We start from the raw sequence: 19205 nt of genomic DNA, 5'->3' as shown, positions 1-19205 counted from the left end.
CTATTTATTGCTTAACTGATCGGCATTACGCGAAAGCGGCCTTTTTTGTTAGTGGCCGAGTAATCCTTGTTTGCGCATGTCGGCTAATACTTGATTTAGAGCTTCGGCCAGTGCTGCATGTTTATTGTGAATATAGTGATGAATGGCTTGATGAGAACCTTGGATGTCTTGCGAATTATAAGCAGCCAGTATATTTTGGTAACGTGGGTCAGAGAGGTAATTGCCATCGATTAGTGCATACTGTGCCCTTTGACTTTCTAGCATCTTAATGACCTGTTCAATGGTTGTAACTTCTATTTTTGGTCGGTTTTTAATCAATTGATTGGCATAAGGCATGCCACGCATTAATACGACAGCGGCAGTTTGGTTGTTCATCGGCTGGTGCAATTGTTTGTTACTTCTAGTTGATATAAATGAAGCTTTAAATCGGACTATACCTGGGCTAATTTGAATCAAGGTTTTATATTGTTTGCTTAAGCCAGCCACTCGCCCTAACTCAGCATCAACTCGACCAGTGCTTGACATATATAATGCTCTGGCTGCTGGTAATGGCCAAACTTCAATATCGTAGCCGAGTTTCTTATATGCTTGACGCATTACTTTTGTTGCAAAAGGGACTAGAGGGTGGTTTTCAACGGTTGAGATAACTAATTTTTTATTGGCTGAATTATTTGTCGATATCAAGTCTGTAGCGTTAACGAGCATAGGTTTGCATGTCAACAAACCTATGCTTAAGAACTTTGCGAACAAGTTGTTGCGCATTGTTGATTTGTACTTAAAAACTAAAAACGGCAATGTTCACAAAATGCATACACGCCATTTGGGTCGTTCCACTGACTCAAGTGTTTAAGTTCTTTTAGCGTTTTAACCAATTCAGGTTGGAATTTATACGGGCTTTGATCAGAAGGTTGTTCAAACCAAGCCGATACTTGTCCTAATAATTCTTTCATTAGTTGCTGTTGAGGTGTTAACTCCGCCTCAATGACTTTAGTTTTGAAATTTTCAACACCCGCAAGTTTAGCAGCAGAAGCAATAGCATCATCCAGATCACCTAGTTTATCTACTAAGCCCAATTGCTGTGCTTGGGTACCAATCCAAATGCGCCCTTGTGCTACCTGATCCGCTTCAGATAACGTCATGTCTCTGTGTTTAGACACTATATGTAAAAACCTTTGGTAAACGCGCTCTGTACCTTTTTGCAAAATGTGTTGGCTTGATTTTTCAAGTGGAATCGCTGGGTTTAAAACTGGCCATTCAGTTGTAGATACACCGTCAGCCTGTACCCCAATGTGTTTCAAACTGTTTTCTAGTGTCATATATAAGCCAAATACGCCAATCGAGCCGGTAACTGTGCTTGGGTGCGCCCAGATTTCATTGGCACTTGCAGCAATCCAATAGCCGCCAGATGCGGCAACTGAGCTCATCGATGCAACAACAGGTTTGTTAGCCTGCTGGAGTAAATCAATTTCACGTCGAATAACTTCTGAAGCAAACGCACTACCACCAGGGCTATCAATACGCAAAACTACAGCTTTTACTGAATCATCTAAACGTGCTCGCTCTAATAGTTTAGCGGTACTGTCTCCGCCAATTTCACCGGCTTTTTTGTGTCCGTCTAAAATTGTACCTTTTGCGACGATAATTGCGACTTTATCACCCGCAGGTTGCACAAAGCCTTGTGCTGGTTTTACTAGTGATAAATAGTCTTTAAACGATACTTTGTTGTAGCTGCGTTTGTTGTCCGTCCAACCAACAATTTCTGCTAGTTTTTGATCAATTTCTTCACGAGTAACCAACTGGTCAACCCAATTATTTTCTAGGCTGTACTGCGCCATATCGTAATTGGCGGCGGCAAACTTGGTTTCAAAGTCTGCCATTTTTTCATCAAAAGCTTCTGTGGGTAACCCCCTGCGCTCGGCGACACCCTCTTTATAAAGTTTCCATAGCTGATCTAGCCACGCTTGATTTGCTATTTTGGCTTCATCGCTCATGTCATTGCGCATGAAAGGTTCGACTGCAGATTTGTATGAGCCCACTCGAAATATATAGGTCGACACTTTGAGCTTTTCTAGAGCAGATTTAAAGTAAGTGTTGTACATACTAAAGCCATCAAGTTGAACAAACCCCATAGGGTGCAATAGCACTTCATTGGCATAACTGGCTAAAAAGTATTGGCTTTTGGTGTAGTAGTCGCCAATCGCAATTACTTGTTTGCCGGCTTGTTTAAAGCTGTCTAACTGCTTACCAATAGCTTCTAACTTGTTTAATCCACCACCAGCTAAATATTTTAAATCTAGCACTATGGCTTGAATGCGCTGGTCATGTTCGGCATTGTTAATTACATTTAACACATCGGCTAATAATATTTCTTGGGGCGTAGAGTCGTCGGCTAAACTTTCAGCCATAAATGCATCTACTGGGTCAACCGCTTGTTTTTGCTCAACGATTACGCCTGATAAATTCAGCACTAATGCGCTTTTTTGCGCAATGTTAACAGTGCCTTTATCTTGGCCGGCAGCGACAATAATGGCTGCTATAATTGCAAAAAATAAAATATTGAGTATGAGCTTTCGTGTGAAATTTAATGTGCTCCAAAATGCAGAGAAAACTCTACCAATTGCACTTCGTTTAGTGGGCTGGTTGACAGTCATATTTTATCAAATTCCTTATTTGTGACTAAGCTTGTTAATAAGCTGATTTAACGGCCATTATCTAACGTCTTTTAAATAAACTCAAAAGTTTATCTGCCATTATGTACAGGTAAATTGATACAATACAGCCGGAATGTTTAATTAAATAGGTTGTGCAGTTTTATGCGGTTAGCTAGTGGATTTCGCTATTGGTACTATTTTGTCGTTGGCTTGGGTTGTTTTTCTTTAAATATAAAGGCACAAACCATTCACTTGGGGACATTATCTGAATTCAAAGGTTCAGAGTTGTGTCAGGTTGCTGAGCGCACGGCAGACTATTTGCGCCGTGGGCCGAATTATGATCAACGCGCAATTCATGGTGGTAAAGTAGCCGGCCTGTCATTTAGCTTAAACCAAGTTATTACAACACTAGACTCGGTTTGCCAAACTTACCGTAAGGACGTTCGCACCAATAAACAGAGCTCATTACATAATGCGCAATATTTAGCTAAGCATTTTGATATGCACGCATGGAAACCTAATCTAGACAAAGCGCAAAAAGTGATTGCTACTACCACGAATCAAGCAAAAAAAAATCTGCTATCGCGCATACCCGAAGATTCGCTGCTACTTACTAAATACTATACCAAATTAGTAGACGCTAAATATCAGCGAGTAGGGCAGTACCAGCATGCGTTATATGGCATTCCATACGATGAACAAAACTTATCACTTGAGCAAGCAGACCAATTAGCAAACCAACTAACTCGGTATAAATATAGTCGCCAACAAGTGATGGCCGGTGTTTTAGACAGCCACAAGCTTGCGCCGCCACTTATTTATCTTACTGAGCAAGGACTTCACGATGCATTATTGCAAGGGACGGCTGTTGTCAAAAAGCCTGCAGGTGGCTATGCCTATTACAATGTTGCACGCAACAATGGCATTGCATATGACTACGCATTAGATAAAAACCAACAAGCGCGCTATTGGTATTTTAAACAAGTGCCAGGTGTAATGGGGTACGGTATAGAGCCAGCGCATAAAATTGAGATTTTACCTCAAGTAACTGTTGCCGGTAATGTTGCTGATTTAGGGCTTGGTAAACTGTTGCTGCTGCAATATCAACAATCTGGCAGATTAATCAGTCGCTTGGTGGTACTGGCAGATGAAGGGGGCGCATTTGACGATAATCTATTTCAGTTAGATTTGTTAGTCGGTCAGTACAAAGGTTGGGCTGATTATCATGCTGCAAATAAACATTTACCTGACTTTGTAAAAGCCTATGTATTGATAGCCAAAGACAAAACAAGCGTACACTGAGTATGAGTAAGCTATCTATTTATTTTGACAAATTAGACGCAGCCTTGAACAAATATCAAGCCTATTGGAATTTTGTACCATTTCAATGCGACGACTACCCTTGGCAGAACCCAAGTTTAATTCAATACCTGCAATTACTGGCTGACAACAGTAAACTCACACACGATGAAGTCTGTCATCAGATATCAGAACAGTTTTTTCCAGAATTAACAGATGCAATGCAAAGCATTGATTTTTTGCAAAAACAATTGGTTGATGACTGGTACAAACCAGTCCCTTTTTGGTTACAAAATGGCATTCATGGGCGAAAAATCACTCAAGTCCAGCAACTATCTGAGCAAATCAAACCCAAATATCCATTGCTTGAATGGTGTGCAGGCAAAGGGCATTTAGGACGTCTGCTAAGCTTCCAACACAATGTTGCTGTAACCAGTGTTGAATGGCAAAAGAGTTTATGTGAACAAGGTCGTAAGCTGGCTAAAACGTACGAAATTCAACAAGACTTTATACATGCTGATGTACTAAAACAACCCGCGACATGGCTTAAACCTCACCAGCATGTCGTGGCCTTACATGCGTGCGGTGATTTGCACGTAACCTTGTTAAAACAAGCTGTTGCAGCAAAAGTTGAATACATGCATGTTGCACCTTGCTGTTATCACTTAATTGCAGAGCAAACTTATCCTGCGTTGTCTGCACTCGGGCAAGCGAGTGGGTTAACAATTGCAAAGGCAATTTTAAAACTGGCTGTGCAAGCTCAAGTAACTGCTGGGCAGCGTGTCGCTAATTTACGTCAAACCGAGGTATTATGGCGTTTGGCTTATCAGTTGATTCGAGCGGATATTAGTGGCGAAACAGGTTATAAATCTTTACCTTCGGTTAAAAAATCTTGGTTTAGTGGCGCATTTGCTGATTTTGTAGATTGGGGTATCAACCATCAAGGCTTAGTGTTACCGGCGGAGATCAATTTTGCTGACTATTTACAACGAGCGGCAGTTAAACAAAAGTTCATCCAGCAACTTGAATACGTACGGCACACTTTTCAGCGGGCGTTAGAACATTGGTTGGTGTTGGATAAGGCTTTGTTTTTGGAACAGAGCGGTTATCAAGTGGAGATTAATTATTTTTGTCCATATCAAACAACACCGCGGAATATGATGATAGTCGCTAAGTTGTAATTTATAGACTTTGCTGTAGCAAAGGCAATTGGCTTAAATATTGTAGCCTAAATCAAGGTTTTAATAGCAGTTGTATTTGATAGTATAAAGTCAGTCAACAGCTCAACAAACGAGAATAAAAAGAGAACACTATGCCTGCAATTTTTGATGCATCTTGGCAAAACTGGTTACGCGAGAATATTAATAGAGGATGTGATCCAGACGAACTATATCAAATACTGGTCGACAACGGCTTTGAGCGCAACATCATTTTACAACAGTTTATTGCGGCGCAGTCCGGGCAAAATGTTGCTGGTGTAACTGTCAACGCTGAAACTCAGTTAGCAGAACAGTTGGAGGTTAAACAAACAATCGAGAAAACACGCCTTCACTTAGCTAAGCAGCTAAAAAATAACTCTAAATTTCACCAGATCGATTCTGATTCAATAGAATTGTACACCGTAGAACAATTTTTGACCGCTAGAGAATGTGAACAGATTATTGACTTAATTAAAACTAAATTGCGACCTTCCGAGCTTGCGTCTTTTACCAGTGACTGCGAGTTCAGGACTAGTCGAACTTGTGATTTGGGGGCGATAGACAATCCATTAATTCAGATGGTTGACCAACGTATTTATAAGTTGATGAATATTGAGGCTGGTTTTGCTGAGGTTACACAAGGTCAATACTATGAAGTCGGCCAACAATTTAAAGCTCATACAGATTATTTTGAAGGTGAGGAGCTGACCAACCATGGCGGAAAAATGGGTCAACGAACCTATACAGTTATGATTTATTTGAATGATGTTGAGGCTGGTGGCGCGACGCGCTTTATTCGTCAGAATAAAGCATTTAAGCCAAAACAGGGCATGGCGGTTATTTGGAATAGTTTAACTGACAATTTGGTTGGAAACGGGAATACTTTGCATCAAGCAGAGCCAGTTCAAGCAGGATATAAAGCTGTGATCACTAAATGGTTTAGGCAGCATCAGGCCTAACAATGCAATTGAATTTAATGGTTTGATTGATTAAGCTGCAACGCATAATTTAAAAATAAATATTCGAAAACACTTATGCCGAAACCTAATAATTCAACGAAAACAACACAAATTGGCCAAATGACCGCAAAACAAAAGCTTATTAATGGGCTTGGAGCCGTCGTCATTTGTATTGGTGCGGTGATCGTGATGAATGTGTTGGACGATGAGACAGCACAGCTAGATAAAGCTGTTGAGACCCAATCGACTGCCGATAATCAAGTAAAGCCTACTGAAACAAGTTTGCTCACTGACGGTGATAAGCCACAGGCAACACCACAGATTAAAGCTATGCCCAGTGCTGAGCCTGTTGAAAGTTTACCCACACAGCAAGCACTAGATGAAAAACAAGCAGAGATAGAAGCCTTAGTACAGCAACTAGATGAGAATTTAGCCAACGAAGAAGAAAAAGCCCGTTTGGAAAGTTTAATCAACGAGAAGTTACACGAGTATAATCAACTCATTTTGCCAGAGGCACTTAAACAAATGGGTGCCTCCGAGTAAAATTGAGAGGGTCTTAACTTCCTGACAAGTCGGTAAAATCTGACAGTACAATATTAGGTGCATCACAAGCTGTCGTTCCTTGGTCGTAGTAATAACTCAATGGTACGCCATTGTCGTTGTACTCCGGCATTTTGTAAGGTTCGGCAGAAGACAAACCTGCCGATTTCGGCGACATCCAAATTTGCAGTTTAAACGCGTCTAACAATTCGCTAACGGTGTTAAAGCCAGAAATATCATTAACGAACGCTTGTGTATCCATATTGTAAACTTGCGTAATTACATCATCTTCAACTGTTATACGCATAGTTGGTGGCGCGGCGACATTCGGGCAATCGGCAAAGTTTTGGTCAAACTTAAACTCGTAGTGATCTGAATCAAGTGTTTCCCATGCATCAATTGCATCTTTAACTTGATCCAGTAAGTGATATTTTTTGTGGTCTGAAATTACTTTGTACTCACAAAGTTTATCTAGTTGCGGGTTATCTAATTCGGCAACACGACTAAAGCCTAAGTTTTCAGCTTCAGCTAAGTCACCCATATGAATGGTAAAAATATTGATACTGCCAGTATCTGACCCACAGCTTTCAGTGTAACTAAAACCATCGTGGCCTTTTTGGCTACAATGCATTTCAATGCTTTTTTCTGCCAAAGTTAGTGCACTTTGTGTTAGCGGTATTGCAGACTCAGGTTGGCACGACAATGCTTGGTCGTCAATAAACACCCGTACATGGTGCTGATCTTCATCTACATGATAATCTAAATCATCGTCACAACCTGTTAGAACGGTTATCGCTGCGAGGCTTATTGCGCTAATTGTAAATTTGTTAGTGTTCATAATTACCTTCCTTATTGTTGCTTTAGGTTATAACTACAAGCTTAGCGCTGGTTTGAAAGGTAATCTGTTTAAATTTGTTATTGGCTGTTAACGGACGTTATTAGCACTATACTGCGATGATTAAGCCGGTACACCACTATGAAATCTAAACTCATTATCTGGTGTCGAAATAAGCTCAGCTTCTTTTTGACCAAAAAATGCAATGCGTTCACTGATATCTGTGCCAGCAATTTCTTCGGCCAAGGTTAAATAATCTTGGTAGTGACGCGCTTCTGAGCGTAATAACGAGATGTAAAATTTACCCAGCTCTTCGTCGACATGCGGGGCTAATTTGGCAAATCGTTCACACGAGCGAGCTTCAATGTAGGCACCACAAATAAGTTTGTCGATTAAGGTTTCTGGTTCATGGGTTTTTACATGGCGAATCAAACCTTTGGCATAACGGCCTGCAGTAATATTGTTATATTCAATGCCGTGTGCCTGCATAATCTCAAGTACTTGATAGAAGTGATGAAGTTCTTCTTTAATTAACAGCACCATTTTATCAATTAAATCTTGGCCGTATTTGGCATCAGCACGTGCTTGAATGTTTTTACTTAGTTTGTTGCTGTCTTTTAATGTTTGTGGCGAACCCTTTTTACGATAGATAAAATCTTCATACGGGTGCAACCAAGCTAGCAAAGCATCACCACTTTCTTTATCAACTGCGTATTTACGAATTAACCACATCGCGGTTTGAGCGGCCTTCAATTCACATATCATGTGGTCTATTAATAACATGCTTAGGTTTTCAGGTTGCTTGGCTGCGGCTATCCATTCATCTGGGGTTTCGCAGTGTAAAAATTGTTTGATAGGTGACAATAATTCAGCAAATTGCATAGTTTTCTCTAAAACTGTTTTGTTACTTTTTTCTCTATTCGGGCGTTGTTTCTATCCAAAGGCAAGCTTTGTAATTGCGCCTTAACCACGTAGAAGCCGCGCTCTAACCGAGCGACCTTTTAACTTACCATTGGTAATTTTGTTTAAAGCTAGTTTGCGTTTTTTCCGATTTACAGCGACATAAGCCCAATTATCAAATAGCTGGATTTTGCCAATGTCATCACCTTGTAAATCTTTATCGCGTGTCAGCGCACCTAAAATATCACCGGCGCGAATCTTTTGTTTTTTGCCACTATCAAGTTGTATAGTGGCCATAGCTGGTGGGGCTATTTCACGTTGCAGAACACTCGAGCGGGGCAGGGCTTCATCACGAATCTCTCTGCCGAGCAAATCATTTAACAGCTCAATTTTGTATTGATCTTTATTGCTAAAGAATGTAAACGCCAGCCCCTTATTACCGGCACGACCCGTGCGGCCAACTCTATGTACATGCACCTCGATATCATGTGCCATTTGGTAGTTAAATACGGCGTCTAAATTGTCCACGTCTAGGCCTCGGGCTGCCACATCGGTTGCAACTAAAATGCTTGCACTTTTATTGGCAAACTGAACTAACGTTTGGTCACGTTCTCTTTGCTCTAAATCTCCATTTAACGCAAGTGCACTAAACCCTTGATTATTAAGTTGCTGGCACACAGCCAAGGTTTCCGCTTTGGTATTACAAAACACCACACTTGATTGAGGCTGGTGTTGTAATAACAATAAGTTCAAAGCTTCTAATCGCTCATCGTTGGTATTGACTTGAAAAAAGTGTTGGCTAATCGTGCTTTGGTCGTGATTAGACTCAACTTTTACCATAATTGGCTGGTGCATTATGCTGGCGCTGATTGCTTCAATTTTTTCTGGAAAGGTTGCGCTGAATAATAAGGTCTGGCGTTGTGTAGGTATCTGCTCAACTACAGCATCAATGGCTGATTGAAAGCCCATTTCTAACATTCTGTCGGCTTCGTCTAGTACAAAAGTATCAACAAAACTTAAATCTAAGGTTTGGCGGTTAAGGTGATCTTCGATGCGACCAGGTGTACCAACAATGATATGCGCGCCATGGTACAAAGAATCAATTTGTTTGCCGATTGGCACGCCGCCACATAAAGTTAAAATTTTAATATTGTGAATAGTACGGGCAAGTTTACGTAGCTCAGCTGCCACTTGCTCAGCCAGTTCACGGGTAGGGCACAAGACTAAAGATTGAATTCTAAACTTTTTAACATTTAGCTTGTTAAGCAAACCTAAACCAAATGCGGCGGTTTTACCAGAGCCTGTTTTACCTTGGGCAATGACATCTCGACCTTGAATGATCGCAGGCAAACTTTGCGCTTGGATATCTGTCATGTTGTGATATTGCAAAGACGCTAAATTTTCTAGCAACTCAGTGCGTAAACTGATTGAATCGAATGTTGGTTGTGACACTGAATGGCCTCGGATAAAAATTTTAATTGGACTATTATCTCACGATAATAGTCAGTTAATGGCCATAATTAGCTCATGGCTGAAAGCTTTCAACCTAACGCTGAGAGCTCAGTTAACGGCCAGCGTGGCTTAATTTCTATGTTACTGCCTGCTTGGCCTGCTTTTAAGCGCTGGCAGCCTGCATAGGCTATCATCGCGCCATTGTCGGTACAAAATTCTAAGCGTGGGTAATATACTTTACCGCGCAGCTTTTTCATTAATTCTTCGAGTTGCTCGCGTAAAAACACATTCGCGCTAACACCGCCAGCGATTACTAAGCGTTTGTGACCTGTTTGCTTTAAGGCACGTTTGCACTTAATGACTAAAGTATCTACCGCTGCCTCCTGGAATGCATAAGCTATATTCGCCAAAGTTTGCGCGGATTTATCCGAATCACGCAAAGTATTTGCTGCAAAAGTTTTTAACCCTGAAAAAGAGAAATCTAAACCTGGCCTGTCAGTCATAGGTCGCGGAAATCTATATACCCCAGCTTGGCCTTGCTCGGCTAGTTTAGCTAAACGCGGACCACCTGGATAATCTAAGCCCATAATCTTGGCGGTTTTATCGAAAGCTTCACCAACGGCATCATCAATGCTTTCACCTAACAAGGTATATTCGCCTATACCTTTTACTTCTACCATAAGCGAATGCCCGCCTGATACTAATAAAGCAACAAATGGATATTCAGCTTGAGTTTCTTCTAACATTGGCGCAAGTAAATGGCCTTCCATATGGTGCACACCAATTACAGGTTTGTTCCAAGCAAATGCAAGGCCTCGAGCAACAGTAGAACCCACCAACAAGGCACCAATTAATCCAGGACCCGAAGTAAAAGCAATGCCGTCGATATCGTCTTTACTTGAATGCGCTTCTGCTAATGTTTTTTCGATTAGTGGAACTATTTTACGAATGTGGTCGCGCGAGGCTAATTCTGGTACAACACCACCGTAATCTGCATGCAACTTCACTTGGCTATAAAGTTGGTGACTTAATAACCCTTGTTGGTCGTCATAAACTGCAATACCTGTCTCATCACAAGATGTTTCTATGCCTAAAACGCGCATTTTTTACCTCAATAACTGCTATATGGCGCGCATTTTAGCCATCTTGAATTTATTTAACCAGTTTTTGTGTTCAATAACTTTACTTTCACAGAATAATTGGATTAGAATTGCGCACCATTTTTAGACGAACCGCTCACAATTTGTTCTAAGCGGTCAAAATCAAATTATCCTGAGGTGATATTTAATGCCAATTGTTAAGGTAAGAGAAAACGAGCCGTTTGACGTAGCTTTACGTCGTTTCAAGCGTTCATGTGAAAAAGCTGGTATTTTAGCTGATGTACGTAGCCGCGAATTTTACGAGAAGCCAACTGCTGAGCGTAAGCGTAAAAAAGCAGCTGCAGTTAAGCGTCACGCTAAGAAAGTTTCGCGTGAAAACGCTCGTCGTGTAAAGTTATACTAAGAGATTAGACAAACTCATGACTCTTACTGAACAGCTGAAAAGCGCCATGAAAGAGGCGATGAAAGCCAAAGACAAGGTTCGCCTTGGAACTATTAGGCTAGCATTGTCGGCCATTAAACAACTAGAAGTCGATGGTAAGAAAACCTTAAATGATGATGAGGTTTTAGCTGTCCTTACTAAAATGGTTAAACAGCGCAAAGACTCAGTTGAGCAGTATACACAAGGCGGCCGAGCTGACCTTGCAGAAATTGAAGAAGCAGAAATTAAAGTTTTAGAAACTTTTTTACCTGCTGCATTAAGTGAGCAAGAAGTTGCCGACTTAATTGCAAACGCAGTGCAAGAAAGTGGCGCTCAAGGCATGCAGGACATGGGCAAGGTGATGAATCTAATTCGCCCACAAGTGCAAGGCAGAGCGGACATGGCTGTTGTAAGCCAACTGGTTAAAGCTAAGTTAAACGCTTAAGTTTCAGCTTGATCTCTTTTTAACAAAACCGCACAATTGTGCGGTTTTGTTGTTTTACACACATAAGAATAAATGGCCGGACGCATACCCAAAAGTTTTATAGATGACTTAATTGCCCGTACTGATATTGTCGAGGTAATAGATTCGCGTGTGCGCTTGAAAAAAGCTGGTAAAAATTATACCGCTTGTTGTCCTTTCCATAATGAAAAAACGCCCTCATTTTCAGTTGCTCCAGACAAACAGTTTTATTATTGTTTTGGCTGTGGGGCTAAAGGTAATGTGATTTCATTTTTAATGGAGTACGACAACCTAGAATTTGTTGATGCAATTGAAGAACTTGCAGGCCAACATGGTTTAGCTGTACCTAGAGAAGGTGGTAATGACGCGCGCCAATACAATACGGTTCAAGCTAAACAAGATTACGAATTGATGGCTCAAGCAATTGAGTTTTATCAATACAAATTGAACAACGACAAAAACGCGCCCGCGGTGCAGGACTATATTAATCAGCGAGGCTTAAACCCGCAAACCATAGAACATTTTCAAATTGGTTATTCTCCTGATGAGTGGGATGGTTTGCTAAAAGCGGTTGGCAAAAGCCGTCAAGCAGCCGAGCAATTACGCGATATCGGCATGCTGATTGAAAAAGAAGAAAATAAACGTTTATACGACAGGTTTCGTGGACGTTTAATGTTTCCAATTTTAGATCGGCGCGGTAAATGCATTGGTTTTGGTGGACGAGTTCTAGGTGATGCTAAACCTAAATATTTAAACTCACCAGAAACACGTATTTTCCATAAAGGCCGTGAATTATATGGTTTATACCAAGCTCGCAATGCCAATCGTTCAATCGACCGTTTAATTGTTGTTGAAGGGTATATGGATGTGGTTGCGTTATTTCAAGCTGGTATTACTTACGCAGTTGCTTCGCTTGGTACTTCGACTACAGAAGATCAAATTAAGCTCATGCTCAGAACAACCAGTGAAATTGTCTGTTGTTACGATGGCGATAACGCCGGCAGAGCTGCCGCGTGGCGTACGCTTGAAAATGCGTTGCCAAGTTTAGTGGATGGCATTCGGATTAAATTTATGTTTTTGCCAGACGGAGAAGACCCTGACTCGTACGTCAAAGCGAATGGCAAAGCTGCGTTTGAACAGCAAGTTGAGCAAGCTCAGGATTTAGTGGCATTTTTCTATCAACAACTTTACGAAAAAATTGGTGAAACAGAAGGGGACTTTGCGCGTTCTAAGTTAAGCCAGTTGGCACAGCCACTCATTGATAGCATGCCAGACAGCGAATATAAACATTCGATAGCTTCAACTTTAGCGGTAAAATTGAAGCGAAATGTGCCAAGTCAGCAAGTTGACAGGGTCAGCCAAGCAAAAGCTAAATTAGCGCAAAAGAATGCAGCAAGTAATAAAAAAATTACCCCAGTTAGAATGGCGGTTGCATTATTGCTATCGAGCCCCCATCTAATTAATCATCTGGCCCATTTACAAAATGAGCAATTAGATTTGCTTGCAGCTATGGATGAGCCTGGTGTTGAATTTTTAGTGTTATTAATACGCTATTATCGCCAGCATCCAAATGCGAGTGCTGCTTCCATGCTAGAAGATTGGCGTGGAACTAAACAAGAAAAAATACTCTCTCAATTATTGGCATGGGAACATCATGTCGATGAATCAAATACAGAAGTAGTATTTTTAGATGCAATTGAAAAAATATTGGCTATGTTTGTGAATAGGCGAAAAGCTGAATTGCAAACAAAAGCTAAAATGAATTTGATTACGCCTGCTGAAAAGCAAGAGTATTTACAGTTATTGAAAGCTAGGTGAGCCATCAGTGTACTAAAATCTTGACTAAAAATAGTAGTTATCAAATTCAATTTATGTATTCAGTGTGAAACTCTGCTATAATAGTGAGTTCACTGTCATTTTCATTTCATAGGTAAGCGGAAGTCTGTATGGAGCAAAACCGTCAGTCACAACTTAAGCTGCTCGTTGCTAAAGGTAAAGAGCAGGGCTATTTAACTTATGCCGAAGTTAACGACCATCTGCCACAAGAGATAGTCGATTCAGACCAAATTGAAGACATCATTAGCATGATCAACGATATGGGGATTCAGGTTTTTGAAGCCGCACCCGATGCCGATGCATTATTGATGTCAGAAGAAACCAATGCTACTGACGAAGAAGCTGCCGAAGCTGCGGCTCAAGCTTTAGCTTCAGTTGAAAGCGAAATTGGTCGTACAACAGACCCTGTCCGCATGTATATGCGAGAGATGGGCACGGTTGAACTTTTAACGCGTGAAGGCGAAATCGACATTGCTAAGCGTATTGAAGAAGGTATTAACCAAGTTCAATGCTCAGTCGCTGAGTTTCCAGAAGCTATCACCTATTTACTTGATCAGTATGACAAAGTTGAAGCTGAAGAAATTCGTTTAACGGATATCGTTTCAGGCTTTATCGACCCAAATGAACCAGATGATGTAATGGCACCATCGGCAACTCATGTTGGCTCTGAATTGTCTAAAGAAGAATTAGAAGACGAAGACGATGATGACGACGATGAAGAAGAAGACACAGGCATCGACCCAGAGTTAGCGCGTGAAAAATTTAATGAATTACGCGTAGCATATGAAAATGTAATGAAAGTGGTAGACGAAAAAGGTCGTAGCCACCCAGATACGCGCGCTAAAATTGAAGATCTGAGTAACATCTTTAAATTGTTCCGCTTAGTACCGAAGCAATTTGATAAGTTGGTCGGTCACATGCGCGGCATGATGGATAAAGTTCGCACGCAAGAGCGTATCATTATGAAGCTTGCGGTTGAATATTCTAAAATGCCGAAAAAAGAGTTTACTAAGGCTTTTGCTGGTGATGAAACATCAACCGCATGGTTAGATAGTGCAGTATCTGGTAATAAAGATTATTCAAACAAGCTTGCTGAATATAAAGACGAAATTTTACGTTGTATTCAAAAGCTTAAGCAAATTGAAGAAGAAACTAAATTAAGTGTTGTTAGCATCAAAGATATTAACCGTCGTATGTCGATTGGTGAAGCGAAAGCGCGCCGAGCGAAAAAAGAGATGGTTGAAGCAAACTTACGTTTGGTTATTTCAATTGCGAAGAAATATACAAACCGTGGTTTACAATTCTTAGATTTAATTCAAGAAGGTAACATTGGTTTGATGAAAGCGGTTGATAAATTTGAATATCGCCGTGGTTACAAGTTCTCCACTTATGCAACTTGGTGGATCCGTCAGGCGATTACACGTTCGATTGCTGACCAAGCACGTACTATTCGTATTCCAGTGCACATGATTGAAACGATTAATAAGTTAAATCGTATTTCACGTCAAATGTTGCAAGAAAAAGGTCGTGAGCCAACACCGGAAGAGTTAGCCGAGCAAATGCAAATGCCGGAAGATAAAATCCGTAAAGTGATGAAAATTGCCAAAGAGCCAATCTCGATGGAGACACCAATTGGTGACGACGAAGATTCGCATTTAGGTGATTTTATTGAAGATAACACCATCAGCTCGCCGGTTGATGCTGCAACTTCAGAAAACTTACAAGGTGCAACTCGTGACGTATTAGCAGGTTTAACTGCGCGTGAGTCTAAAGTACTGCGCATGCGTTTTGGTATCGACATGAATACCGATCATACTCTAGAAGAAGTTGGTAAGCAGTTTGACGTAACCCGTGAGCGTATCCGTCAGATAGAAGCAAAGGCATTACGTAAATTACGTCATCCTTCGCGTTCAGAGCAATTACGTAGCTTCCTAGACGAATAAACTTACAGTAAGAGTTTATATTTAATACGAAAAAAAGCCTCGAAAGAGGCTTTTTTTATAGCTGAATTTTACTTCTAATCACAACGCGTTAACTAATTTGTTGTTCAGCGTAAAGGTGAGTCAGGCTAAAGCCTGACTACAAATGAAATTCTGAAATATACTGTTTTAACCTTTCGCCTGTTTGTTTAAGGCCTTGGCTAGAATCAGAGGTTTTGTTGGTTTGGTCCGTCACTTTTTGTGCTTCATCCCTAATCACTAAAATACGTTCGTTCATTTCATTCGAAACACTGGTTTGCTCTTCGGTTGCAGTTGCAATTTGTGTTGCCATTTGCATAACTTCATCTAGCTTGCCCTTCATTAAATCAAACGCCTTTGAGTTCTCTAATACAATATCACTTGACTGTGTACCGGCTTGCTGCAGCATTTCCATATTGCTCACCGCAGTTGCTGCGCCTTGCTGTAAAGCTTCAATTTGTTGACGAATTTGTTTGGTCGACTCTTGTGTTCGACTTGCAAGGTTTCTAACTTCATCTGAAACAACAGCAAAGCCTCGGCCCATATCACCCGCTCGTGCAGCTTCAATGGCCGCATTAAGCGCGAGTAAGTTCGTTTGTTCTGCAATATCTTGGATCACATTTAAAATATTACTGATTTGTTTGCTTTCTTCATTTAAGTTATTAACCACGTCGCCGGTATTGCCCAGCTCTTTGATTAAATCTTGCATTAGTTCACGCGACAAATGAGCATTTTTAGCGCTGTCTACAGATAAATCGTGCGCTTGATGGACGATGTCCGAGGTGGAGTGGGCCATGCTTGCCACTTCAGAAATGGTTGCGGTCATTTCAGTAATTGCAACCGATACGCTATCGGTTGACGCCAACTGACTTTTCGAAAGCTCCAATGAATCAGACATTGCACTATTAATATCAGTACTAGAGTTATGAATTGCGTTGGCTTCTGTTTGAACTGAAGTCAGTGTTTGGTTGAAGTTTTCCAGCAATTCATTAAAAGCGTGGCTAAGCTCGGCGAGCTCATCCGAGCCACTATCATCTAACCTTTGGGTCATATCCTTGTCTTTAGCAAGTTGTTTAAATGAACGTACCATGCTTTTTAATGGGCTGGCGATACTACGTGCAATCACATAAGAAACCAGAGAAATGACAATTAATAACGCGAACATCAATACAATTGTTTGAATAACCAGGCTGTTAGCATCATCTACTAAGGTGTTTTTGGTATCGATAAGCTCCGACATTACGTCATCGACTGTCTGGTTATAAATTTTAAACACTTGAGATGTTACTTCATTCCAGTCGATGCTAGGGTCGATGGCAAGTGGTTTATTTACAATGTTGTAGATATTGCTCCGGGCTTGAAGTCCAACTTCGTCATAAGTTTTATAATAGCGATTAGCGCGCATTTTATTAAAGGCGTTTTTAGCCTTGTCTGACGCGAAGTTTAAAAACAACTCATGATACGAATTCGTTTTTGTTGCACTGGCATAAATTTCGCCAAATATATAAGCATCTAACTGTTGATAAATCGTAAGGTAGACAAAACTATTGTGGAACGAAGTTTCGACATTAGCTGCCATCAGGTTGTAATACGCGTTCGCCATTTTACTTAGTTGTTCATTCGCACTTGAAAGCACCACAATTTCATTCATTGACAATAATAACCGACGAATTACAACTGAAAGTTCCCACATAGTATGTAGCTCACGGCCAAATTGATTTTTAGCAGTAAACTTCTTTGATATATGAGATTTATCGTCAACAGTTTTTCGAACATACTCAAGCCCTTCAATTAACTTTAAGATGCCATTAATATGCGTTTGTAACGTGGTAAATTTGCTTAAATCATCTTTGTTGTCTCGCACATAATTTACATAGGTTCGTTCGTACCTTTTTGCTTTATCACGCACGTTTTTCAGTGTGCTTTTACGACTACTCGCTTCATCTGGTTGGGCATCAATATACAAGCGGCTATAAAAGGCTTCTTCAAGCACCGCACCAATGTAGGGGGATGTTACGTCAGCGTAATTTAAAACAATATCTAAATCTGCCATGTCCTGTTGAGATTCTAAGGCATTGTTTAAACGTTCCCAACTTAAGATAAAAGTGAACACTAAAGGGATTAATACCAATGCAGCGATTCGAGACTGTATTTTGAATTGTTTTAAAAATTGCATACTTTGCAGCCTTTTATTTGTTAACTGTGTTTAATTTATTGTTTACTAAGTATTATTGATGAGACTTACTTGTCAAAAATTTAGGCAACTTTATACCAACTTTTAATATCCTATTCTGTAACTATATTGTAATAAGTATATTGTTATCAATCTAAAAAAATAATAATTTTTAAGTGTTTGTTTTCATTGGCTATTGTTATTTTGGTTAAGTTTGATAATTTAACTTTTGTTTATTTTTTAGTAAATTGAACATTTAAATATAAATGTAATTCTCTGTTGGAAGTAATTTATGCAACAACAAATACAAACTAAGTTAAACAATAATCCGCATGGTCAGGTTATTGGCCAAGGTGATTTTAAATACAAAGTGAATGCTCACTGGGGTGTATTAGACAGCGCAACTACACCGGTTGAGAATTGTCATGGTATGGCGATTGATTCAAAAGGTCGCATCATCATGGTGACTGACACAGATAAAAACAATTTTATCGTGTATAACAAAGACGGCAAATTACTCGATGCGTGGGGCAGTCAATTTCCAGGAATTCATGCAGTTAAAATCGTTGAAGAAAACGGTGAAGATTTTATGTACGTGGTTGATTCAGGCTGGATTTTAAATCGACACTGGGATGGTGTTTCAACCGACGAATGGGATTCACCACGCAACAAAGTTATTGCACAAAACGGCAGTATTGCCAAATTAACAATGGATGGGCGAGTGATATTTATGATCGGCCACCCGTGCACTCAAGGCATTTATACACCAGATATGCCGTTTCGACCGACAGATGTAGCAATTGCTCCGAACGGCGATTTGTATGTTACAGACGGCTACGGCTCAGATTATTTAATTCAATACGATAGTCAAGGTCGCTACATTCGACATTGGGGTGGCCATGACAACAGCGACAGCAATTATAACTTAGTGAATACACATGGTATTGAGGTCGATTTAAGAAACCCGAGCGATCCACACCTAATTGTCAGCTCGCGATTTGAACAAGCACTAAAACGCTTCGAACTCAACGGCAGTTACCGAGATAAAATTAGTACCCCAGGTGCATATATCGGCGGACCAATTTTCAAAAAAGATTATTTTTTAGCGCCAGTCTGTTGGTCGCATTTTGAAGAGCATAACGCAGTTGATTCTGGTTTTATTTCAGTGTTTGATAAAAATAACCGAATTGTGTCAAATTTGGGTGGAACCGAGGCTGTTTATAAAGACGACCAACTGCAACCTATGTGCAGTACATGGGATGTATTTAATCATGCACATGCCATATGCATTGACGATGACGAAAATGTGTATGTAGGGCAGTGGCGTGCGAATAATACTTATCCATTTAAACTAGAAAGGGTTTAAAAAACAACAGGTATAAAAAAAGCCAGTCGATAAGTCGACTGGCTTTTGACACA

16 protein-coding genes are annotated in these 19205 nt (G+C 40.4%); 9 read left to right on the top strand and 7 right to left on the bottom strand.

The genetic code is table 11. The features are described from left to right. Positions 1-48 precede the first annotated feature (48 nt). Positions 49-705 carry a substrate-binding periplasmic protein gene (locus tag DS2_RS16900; RefSeq protein WP_160168587.1) on the bottom strand — a complete coding sequence of 219 codons (657 nt, stop codon included), beginning with the start codon at positions 703-705 and terminating at the stop codon, positions 49-51. A 77-nt stretch (positions 706-782) separates the two neighbouring features. Next, complete coding sequence (sppA, locus tag DS2_RS16895; protein WP_035016092.1) at positions 783-2651, bottom strand: signal peptide peptidase SppA; 1869 nt, start codon at positions 2649-2651, stop codon at positions 783-785. 162 nt (positions 2652-2813) lie between these two features. Between sppA and DS2_RS16890 the strand changes: the two genes are divergently transcribed. The 4 genes from DS2_RS16890 (at position 2814) to DS2_RS16875 (ending at position 6651) form a co-directional block, all read left to right on the top strand. Beyond that, the gene (locus DS2_RS16890; RefSeq protein WP_035016091.1) at positions 2814-3953 is read left to right on the top strand and encodes an MltA domain-containing protein; all 1140 of its coding nucleotides are present in this window, start codon (positions 2814-2816) and stop codon (positions 3951-3953) included. A gap of 2 nt (positions 3954-3955) precedes the next feature. Further along, positions 3956-5131 (top strand): class I SAM-dependent methyltransferase, encoded by a 1176-nt coding sequence (locus DS2_RS16885; protein ID WP_035016090.1) that lies wholly within the window; start codon positions 3956-3958, stop codon positions 5129-5131. 131 nt (positions 5132-5262) lie between these two features. Continuing rightward, the gene (locus DS2_RS16880; RefSeq protein WP_051479965.1) at positions 5263-6108 is read left to right on the top strand and encodes a prolyl hydroxylase family protein; all 846 of its coding nucleotides are present in this window, start codon (positions 5263-5265) and stop codon (positions 6106-6108) included. A 75-nt stretch (positions 6109-6183) separates the two neighbouring features. Then, a complete protein-coding gene (locus DS2_RS16875) occupies positions 6184-6651 on the top strand; it encodes a hypothetical protein (RefSeq protein ID WP_035016089.1) in 468 nt (155 codons plus the stop codon). A 13-nt stretch (positions 6652-6664) separates the two neighbouring features. Here DS2_RS16875 and DS2_RS16870 read toward each other — a convergent pair whose 3' ends face one another. From DS2_RS16870 to tsaD, 4 genes are all read right to left on the bottom strand, one after another. After that, complete coding sequence (locus DS2_RS16870; RefSeq protein WP_035016088.1) at positions 6665-7486, bottom strand: hypothetical protein; 822 nt, start codon at positions 7484-7486, stop codon at positions 6665-6667. Between the two features lie 120 nt (positions 7487-7606). After that, positions 7607-8365 carry a tRNA isopentenyl-2-thiomethyl-A-37 hydroxylase MiaE gene (miaE, locus tag DS2_RS16865; protein ID WP_035016087.1) on the bottom strand — a complete coding sequence of 253 codons (759 nt, stop codon included), beginning with the start codon at positions 8363-8365 and terminating at the stop codon, positions 7607-7609. A gap of 81 nt (positions 8366-8446) precedes the next feature. Next, complete coding sequence (gene dbpA / locus DS2_RS16860; RefSeq protein WP_035016085.1) at positions 8447-9835, bottom strand: ATP-dependent RNA helicase DbpA; 1389 nt, start codon at positions 9833-9835, stop codon at positions 8447-8449. Positions 9836-9924: 89 nt separating this feature from the next. Next, positions 9925-10938: a tRNA (adenosine(37)-N6)-threonylcarbamoyltransferase complex transferase subunit TsaD gene (gene tsaD, locus DS2_RS16855; protein WP_035016084.1), complete on the bottom strand. Its 1014-nt coding sequence runs from the start codon at positions 10936-10938 to the stop codon at positions 9925-9927. A 184-nt stretch (positions 10939-11122) separates the two neighbouring features. On the opposite strand from tsaD, the gene rpsU reads away from it, so the two are divergent. The 4 genes from rpsU (at position 11123) to rpoD (ending at position 15598) form a co-directional block, all read left to right on the top strand. Beyond that, positions 11123-11338 carry a 30S ribosomal protein S21 gene (gene rpsU / locus DS2_RS16850; protein WP_017446030.1) on the top strand — a complete coding sequence of 72 codons (216 nt, stop codon included), beginning with the start codon at positions 11123-11125 and terminating at the stop codon, positions 11336-11338. A 16-nt stretch (positions 11339-11354) separates the two neighbouring features. Beyond that, on the top strand, positions 11355-11801 hold the full coding sequence (locus DS2_RS16845; RefSeq protein WP_035016083.1) for a GatB/YqeY domain-containing protein: 447 nt from the start codon (positions 11355-11357) through the stop codon (positions 11799-11801). A gap of 72 nt (positions 11802-11873) precedes the next feature. Continuing rightward, positions 11874-13637, top strand: a complete 1764-nt coding sequence (gene dnaG / locus DS2_RS16840; RefSeq protein WP_035016082.1) for a DNA primase — start codon at positions 11874-11876, stop codon at positions 13635-13637. 128 nt (positions 13638-13765) lie between these two features. Next, the gene (gene rpoD / locus DS2_RS16835; protein WP_035016081.1) at positions 13766-15598 is read left to right on the top strand and encodes an RNA polymerase sigma factor RpoD; all 1833 of its coding nucleotides are present in this window, start codon (positions 13766-13768) and stop codon (positions 15596-15598) included. Between the two features lie 136 nt (positions 15599-15734). Here rpoD and DS2_RS16830 read toward each other — a convergent pair whose 3' ends face one another. Then, on the bottom strand, positions 15735-17789 hold the full coding sequence (locus DS2_RS16830; RefSeq protein WP_035016080.1) for a methyl-accepting chemotaxis protein: 2055 nt from the start codon (positions 17787-17789) through the stop codon (positions 15735-15737). 289 nt (positions 17790-18078) lie between these two features. On the opposite strand from DS2_RS16830, the gene DS2_RS16825 reads away from it, so the two are divergent. Beyond that, positions 18079-19152 (top strand): peptidylglycine monooxygenase, encoded by a 1074-nt coding sequence (locus DS2_RS16825; protein WP_035016079.1) that lies wholly within the window; start codon positions 18079-18081, stop codon positions 19150-19152. The last annotated feature ends 53 nt before the right edge of the window (positions 19153-19205 follow it).

It is taken from the genome of Catenovulum agarivorans DS-2, assembly GCF_000568405.1.
In the GTDB taxonomy this organism is placed as follows: Bacteria; Pseudomonadota; Gammaproteobacteria; order Enterobacterales; family Alteromonadaceae; genus Catenovulum; species Catenovulum agarivorans_A.
The sequence above is the reverse complement of the archived record's forward strand: the minus strand, read 5'-3'. Positions and strand labels throughout refer to the sequence as shown.

Coding starts and splice junctions, on each gene's coding strand:
- DS2_RS16900 (WP_160168587.1), bottom strand. CDS start 705: ATGCTCGTTAACGCTACAGACTTGATATCGACAAATAATTCAGCCAAT.
- sppA (WP_035016092.1), bottom strand. CDS start 2,651: ATGACTGTCAACCAGCCCACTAAACGAAGTGCAATTGGTAGAGTTTTC.
- DS2_RS16890 (WP_035016091.1), top strand. CDS start 2,814: ATGCGGTTAGCTAGTGGATTTCGCTATTGGTACTATTTTGTCGTTGGC.
- DS2_RS16885 (WP_035016090.1), top strand. CDS start 3,956: ATGAGTAAGCTATCTATTTATTTTGACAAATTAGACGCAGCCTTGAAC.
- DS2_RS16880 (WP_051479965.1), top strand. CDS start 5,263: ATGCCTGCAATTTTTGATGCATCTTGGCAAAACTGGTTACGCGAGAAT.
- DS2_RS16875 (WP_035016089.1), top strand. CDS start 6,184: ATGCCGAAACCTAATAATTCAACGAAAACAACACAAATTGGCCAAATG.
- DS2_RS16870 (WP_035016088.1), bottom strand. CDS start 7,486: ATGAACACTAACAAATTTACAATTAGCGCAATAAGCCTCGCAGCGATA.
- miaE (WP_035016087.1), bottom strand. CDS start 8,365: ATGCAATTTGCTGAATTATTGTCACCTATCAAACAATTTTTACACTGC.
- tsaD (WP_035016084.1), bottom strand. CDS start 10,938: ATGCGCGTTTTAGGCATAGAAACATCTTGTGATGAGACAGGTATTGCA.
- rpsU (WP_017446030.1), top strand. CDS start 11,123: ATGCCAATTGTTAAGGTAAGAGAAAACGAGCCGTTTGACGTAGCTTTA.
- DS2_RS16845 (WP_035016083.1), top strand. CDS start 11,355: ATGACTCTTACTGAACAGCTGAAAAGCGCCATGAAAGAGGCGATGAAA.
- dnaG (WP_035016082.1), top strand. CDS start 11,874: ATGGCCGGACGCATACCCAAAAGTTTTATAGATGACTTAATTGCCCGT.
- rpoD (WP_035016081.1), top strand. CDS start 13,766: ATGGAGCAAAACCGTCAGTCACAACTTAAGCTGCTCGTTGCTAAAGGT.
- DS2_RS16830 (WP_035016080.1), bottom strand. CDS start 17,789: ATGCAATTTTTAAAACAATTCAAAATACAGTCTCGAATCGCTGCATTG.
- DS2_RS16825 (WP_035016079.1), top strand. CDS start 18,079: ATGCAACAACAAATACAAACTAAGTTAAACAATAATCCGCATGGTCAG.